Origin of the sequence: Mycobacterium sp. (assembly GCF_049673265.1) — a bacterium.
Classification (GTDB): Bacteria; Actinomycetota; Actinomycetes; order Mycobacteriales; family Mycobacteriaceae; genus Mycobacterium.
This window is the reverse complement of the sequence record NZ_JBATXN010000550.1, coordinates 1-4,141: the sequence shown is the minus strand read 5'-3', so window position 1 is coordinate 4,141 and position 4,141 is coordinate 1. Positions and strand designations below refer to the sequence as shown.

Annotated in this window: 3 protein-coding genes and 2 pseudogenes; 3 read left to right on the top strand and 2 right to left on the bottom strand. The window is 67.1% G+C overall.

Annotated elements, in window-relative coordinates; translation table 11 throughout:
* Together WBF82_RS18700 and WBF82_RS18695 are read right to left on the bottom strand one after the other, a co-directional pair.
* Window positions 1-2,027: pseudogene (locus WBF82_RS18700) on the bottom strand (NEW3 domain-containing protein); the annotation flags it as partial.
* A gap of 38 nt (window positions 2,028-2,065) precedes the next feature.
* Window positions 2,066-2,833: an endonuclease/exonuclease/phosphatase family protein gene (locus WBF82_RS18695; RefSeq protein ID WP_424384443.1), complete on the bottom strand. Its 768-nt coding sequence runs from the start codon at window positions 2,831-2,833 to the stop codon at window positions 2,066-2,068.
* A gap of 18 nt (window positions 2,834-2,851) precedes the next feature.
* On the opposite strand from WBF82_RS18695, the gene WBF82_RS18690 reads away from it, so the two are divergent.
* The 3 genes and pseudogenes from WBF82_RS18690 to WBF82_RS18680 all read left to right on the top strand — a co-directional run.
* Entirely contained in the window at window positions 2,852-3,421 is a 570-nt protein-coding gene (locus tag WBF82_RS18690) for a nucleotidyltransferase (RefSeq protein WP_424384442.1), read from the top strand.
* A 20-nt stretch (window positions 3,422-3,441) separates the two neighbouring features.
* Entirely contained in the window at window positions 3,442-4,017 is a 576-nt protein-coding gene (locus WBF82_RS18685) for a DinB family protein (RefSeq protein WP_424384444.1), read from the top strand.
* A pseudogene (locus tag WBF82_RS18680) lies at window positions 4,011-4,141 on the top strand (alpha/beta hydrolase); the annotation flags it as partial. The gene WBF82_RS18685 and the pseudogene WBF82_RS18680, both read left to right, overlap by 7 nt.

The window sequence follows — 4,141 nt, the reverse complement described above, 5'->3', positions numbered from 1 at the left end:
AGCGTCAACGTTTGTGTGTAGCGCAGTAATTCGCCGATCCGGCCGGTCACCACCAGCCGCTGGCCCAGCTGGCTGTGGTAAGCCCGCACTTCCGCTGGGCTTTCCGACGAGCCGACTATCGGCCCCTTGGGCAGCAGGTGCCACGGGCCTTCGCCGCCGGTCGGGTGCGCCGGATATTCCTGGTAGACGGCCAGCTCGTTCCCTACCCGGCCCTCGGCGATCAGCTGCCGGCCGTCGTGCATCAGCGATGACACCCCACCGCCGCGGACCGGGTCGACATCCAGGCGGTAATGCTCGTTCGCAATCTGCTTGCCACGCAACGGCTTCCATGATGTCGAGGTGTCAGCGGCGACCAGCCGGTAGGCCCGCCAGCCGAGCGACGGCACGTCGCGCGCCAGCCAGCTGACCGACCGTCCGTCGTCCTCGACAAGCGCGGGCAACTCGGCACCGTCGTGATCGAGCACGCGTACCCCGGAACCCAACGAATCCTCAAGCCGAGCGGTAACGACATCGGTCCGGTTGTGCGCCAATGGATTCCAGACGATCACGTCGCCGTCGACGGCACTGGACAGCAGTGCCAGCGAGTTGTCCCGGGCGGCGCGGCCGAGTTCCCACGCGTCGCGCCAGCCGGTCAGCAGATCGAGGTAGACCTGGTCGGATTCCGAGCCGGTGATGGCGTCGTGGTGAGCGCCGTAGATCAGCTGCACCCACGCCTTGGCCAGTGCCGCCTGCGGGTAGTCGGCGCCGGCCAGCAGCCCCGCGAACACCGCGAATTTCTCGGCGTCCAACACCGCGTTCTCGGCGGCCCGGTTGGCTTGTTTGGTGTCGATGTACGACACATCCTTGCCGGTGTAGATCGGGTTCATGTCCCGGGTTTGCGGCGACGGCGCCAGCACTTGGGTGTCCAATTCGGCTCGCACCGCGGCGAAGAACTCACTCGGCAGCGCGCAGACGAACCGCGGCCAGGTGTAGCGCGCACCCCAGTCCCGGTGAATCTCGGTGACCCACTTGTTCGGTGGGGTGTAATCGGTGCCGACCGGTAGCAGCACGTTGCGGGTGAGCGCGACCTTGCGAAGTTCCTCGAACAGCCGGTAAGTGGCCTGTTCGGCCTCCGCCAGCGACGGGGCGTCGTCCATCCCCCAGCCGGCCCCATAATGCGCGGGCATGTAGTGGGTGAGCAGACCGCGCCCCGACGGCGCGATCCATTCAAACTCGCTGCAGAACTGCATGCCTGCCACGCCGCCCTCGCTGTGCATCGGACCCCATTGGTGATGCGGTCCGCGGGCCCACGAACTAGAGGTCAGCCCGGCATCGCCGGCCATCCCCGGAAACTGCGGATCATGGCCGAACACGTCGAGCTGCCATGCGGTTGCCGGGTTACCGCCAACCACGTCGCGCTGAAAGCCCATGCCGTGCACCAGGTTTCGGATCGTTGTCTCGGGGCTGGTGAGGTTGGTGTTGGGTTCGTTGTATGTGCCGCCCATGATCTCCACGCGGCCCTGTGCGATCAGGCGGCGCAGATCGGCGCGGTCCTCGGGATAGGTATCCCAGTACGGCTTGAGGTAGTCGACTTCGGCGAGCACGAATTTGTATTCGGGTTCGCGCCGGGCCATCTCCAGATGCGCACGCACCAGCTCAAAGCCGTTGCGGCACCTGTCCGGTGGGTCTTGCCGCCACATGCTGGTGTAGGCGCCCTGGGTGTTCCACCACACCGGGTCGTAGTGGAAGTGGCTGATCATGAACATCGTCCAGCCGGGTTCGGCGACGGTGAACGCGAACGGCGTCACGCCGCCGTCGACGTGCAGCTGCGCGGCGCGCCGCTGACCGACGACCGGGTGCTGGACGGCAACCGGCACCTCGACCAGGTCCTCACCGGCGCGGGCCAAGGTCTCGCCCTGAAGGCCGTCACCGTCGACCCGGATCAGCGTCGGCTCGCCGCCGCGGCTGATGATCACCCTCGCCACCTGCAGCGGCGCGTCTGGCGGCCCGACGAAAAGCTCCGTCGACTCCGCCGAAATCACCTGCACCCCCGCACCCTACGACGCTGGACGGGTGCGGCGCGGCGTCACTGACGCGACACGTCGATGATCAACGGCCGATGATCCGAGATCGGCAGCGCCGGCGCCGAACACGCCTCGGCGACCAGGCCGGCGTCGTCGGTCAAAATATGGTCGAGCTGACGGTTGGGGTGATCGATCGGAAACGTCAATGCGGTGGCGAGCGGCCGCATTCTGGTCCAGCGCTGCGGCGTCGGTGGGGTCATATTGAGATCACCCATCAGCACCCGCGGCCCGGGGAAGCCACGCAGATCGCGGGTCAGCCGTCGCAGCTGCACACGGTTGTACCCCGGGACGAACGACAAATGAGTGTTCGCCACCGTCACCGGACCGACATCGGTGTCGAACCGCGCCAGCACCGCGGTGCGGGGCTCTTCGTCGACGACTTGCACCCGGCCACTGCCGGGCAGATACATCGGGAACTTCATCGGAATCCGCGGCAGCCGCACCACCTGCCAGGTGAGGGCTTCAAACCGGGACAGCAGCGCAATGCCGTAGCTCGCGACGCCCGGCTGCTCGCGGCCGGTGGCAGCCATCCAGGTCGCGCCCGGAGTGCCGGAGATCGCGGCGACGAATCGGTGGCTGACCGCGCCCATCGCCTCGGCCGCGACAGCGGTGAGATCGGCCATCGCGGATCGGGGCTGGTCGCAGTCGACCTCCTGCAGCGCCAGCACATCGGCGTCCAGTCGCCGCACGCAGTCCGCGAGCCGATCGACATCGACCTCTTCGTCGTCGATGTCGCGCCCGTGCAGGATGTTGAAGGTGGCCATCCGCATGGGTACTACCTACCCACGATGACGGCCAACGGATCATCGGCGTTCGCGCGCAACAAGGAGCTGCGTGAAGCGTTGCGGCGCGCCGCGTCAGCGCTGGCCGCGGATGGACCCGAGTTCGCGCTCGCCGGCGGCTACGCGCTGTGGGTGTACGGCGCGCCCGAACCGGTGCATGACGTCGACTTCGTCGTCGCCGAACCCGATGTCGAGGCGGCCGCAGAGACCCTGTCGCTAGCCGGCTTCAGCATCGAACGGACGCCGGAGGCCTGGTTGTTCAAGGCAAGTGTCGATGGCGCCGTCGTCGATGTGTTGCATCGAGTCAACGGAGTCGCCGTCGACGCCGACATGATCCATTCGGGCGAGTCCCGAGAGGTGTTGGCCGTCCGGATGCCGGTGTTGTCCCCGACGAAAGTGGTCATCCAGAAACTGCTGGCGCTGCATGAACACCACTGCGACTTCGGGCCGCTGCTGCCATCCGTCCGGGCGATCCGCGAGCAGGTCGACTGGGAACAGGTGCGCGCCAGCACCGCCGACAACGATTTCGCGACGGTATTTTTGCTGCTTGTCGATCGGCTTGGTATTACGGATTAATGCCCGCACTCGCTTCGCCCGTGGCCGATGAACGCAGCGCCCTGCGCGAGTACCTGTCCTATCACCAGAGCGCGTACTTCGCGGTGGCCTACGGCCTGACCGATGACCAGGCTCGCTCGCAGCCGACTGCCAGTGCGTTGTCGATCGGCGGGCTGGTCAAGCACGCCACCGGTATGCAGCGCACGTGGATGGCGCGGGTCGCCGCGGCGCCCGACGAGCCGCCGCGCGACACCCGGCCGTTCGAGGAGATCGCCAAGGACTACGGCGACCAGCACGTGATGCGGCCCGACGAGACGCTGGCCGGGCTGCTCAGCGCCTTCGAGGCGGAGAACGCCACGTCGCTGCAGCTGGTCGAAACCGCCGACCTGGACGCGAAAGTGCCGGTGCCGACCGACATTCCGTGGTTCCCCAAGGATCTGGATGCCTGGTCTGTGCGCTGGGTGATCCTGCATGTGATCAACGAGCTCGCGCGGCACTCCGGGCATGCTGACATCATCCGGGAGAGCATCGACGGCGCCACCATGTACGAGCTGATCGCCGCGCGCGAGGGCTGGACAATCGACGGCTGGGTGCAGCCCTGGCAAGAAGAATGCTGACTCGTAGCGGCATCGCACACAGCGAGCAGGGCGGCGTCGAGCTGTACTACGAGGACCTCGGCGACCCGGCCGGCGAGCCGGTGCTGCTGATCATGGGACTGGGCGCCCAGCTGCCGATGTGGCC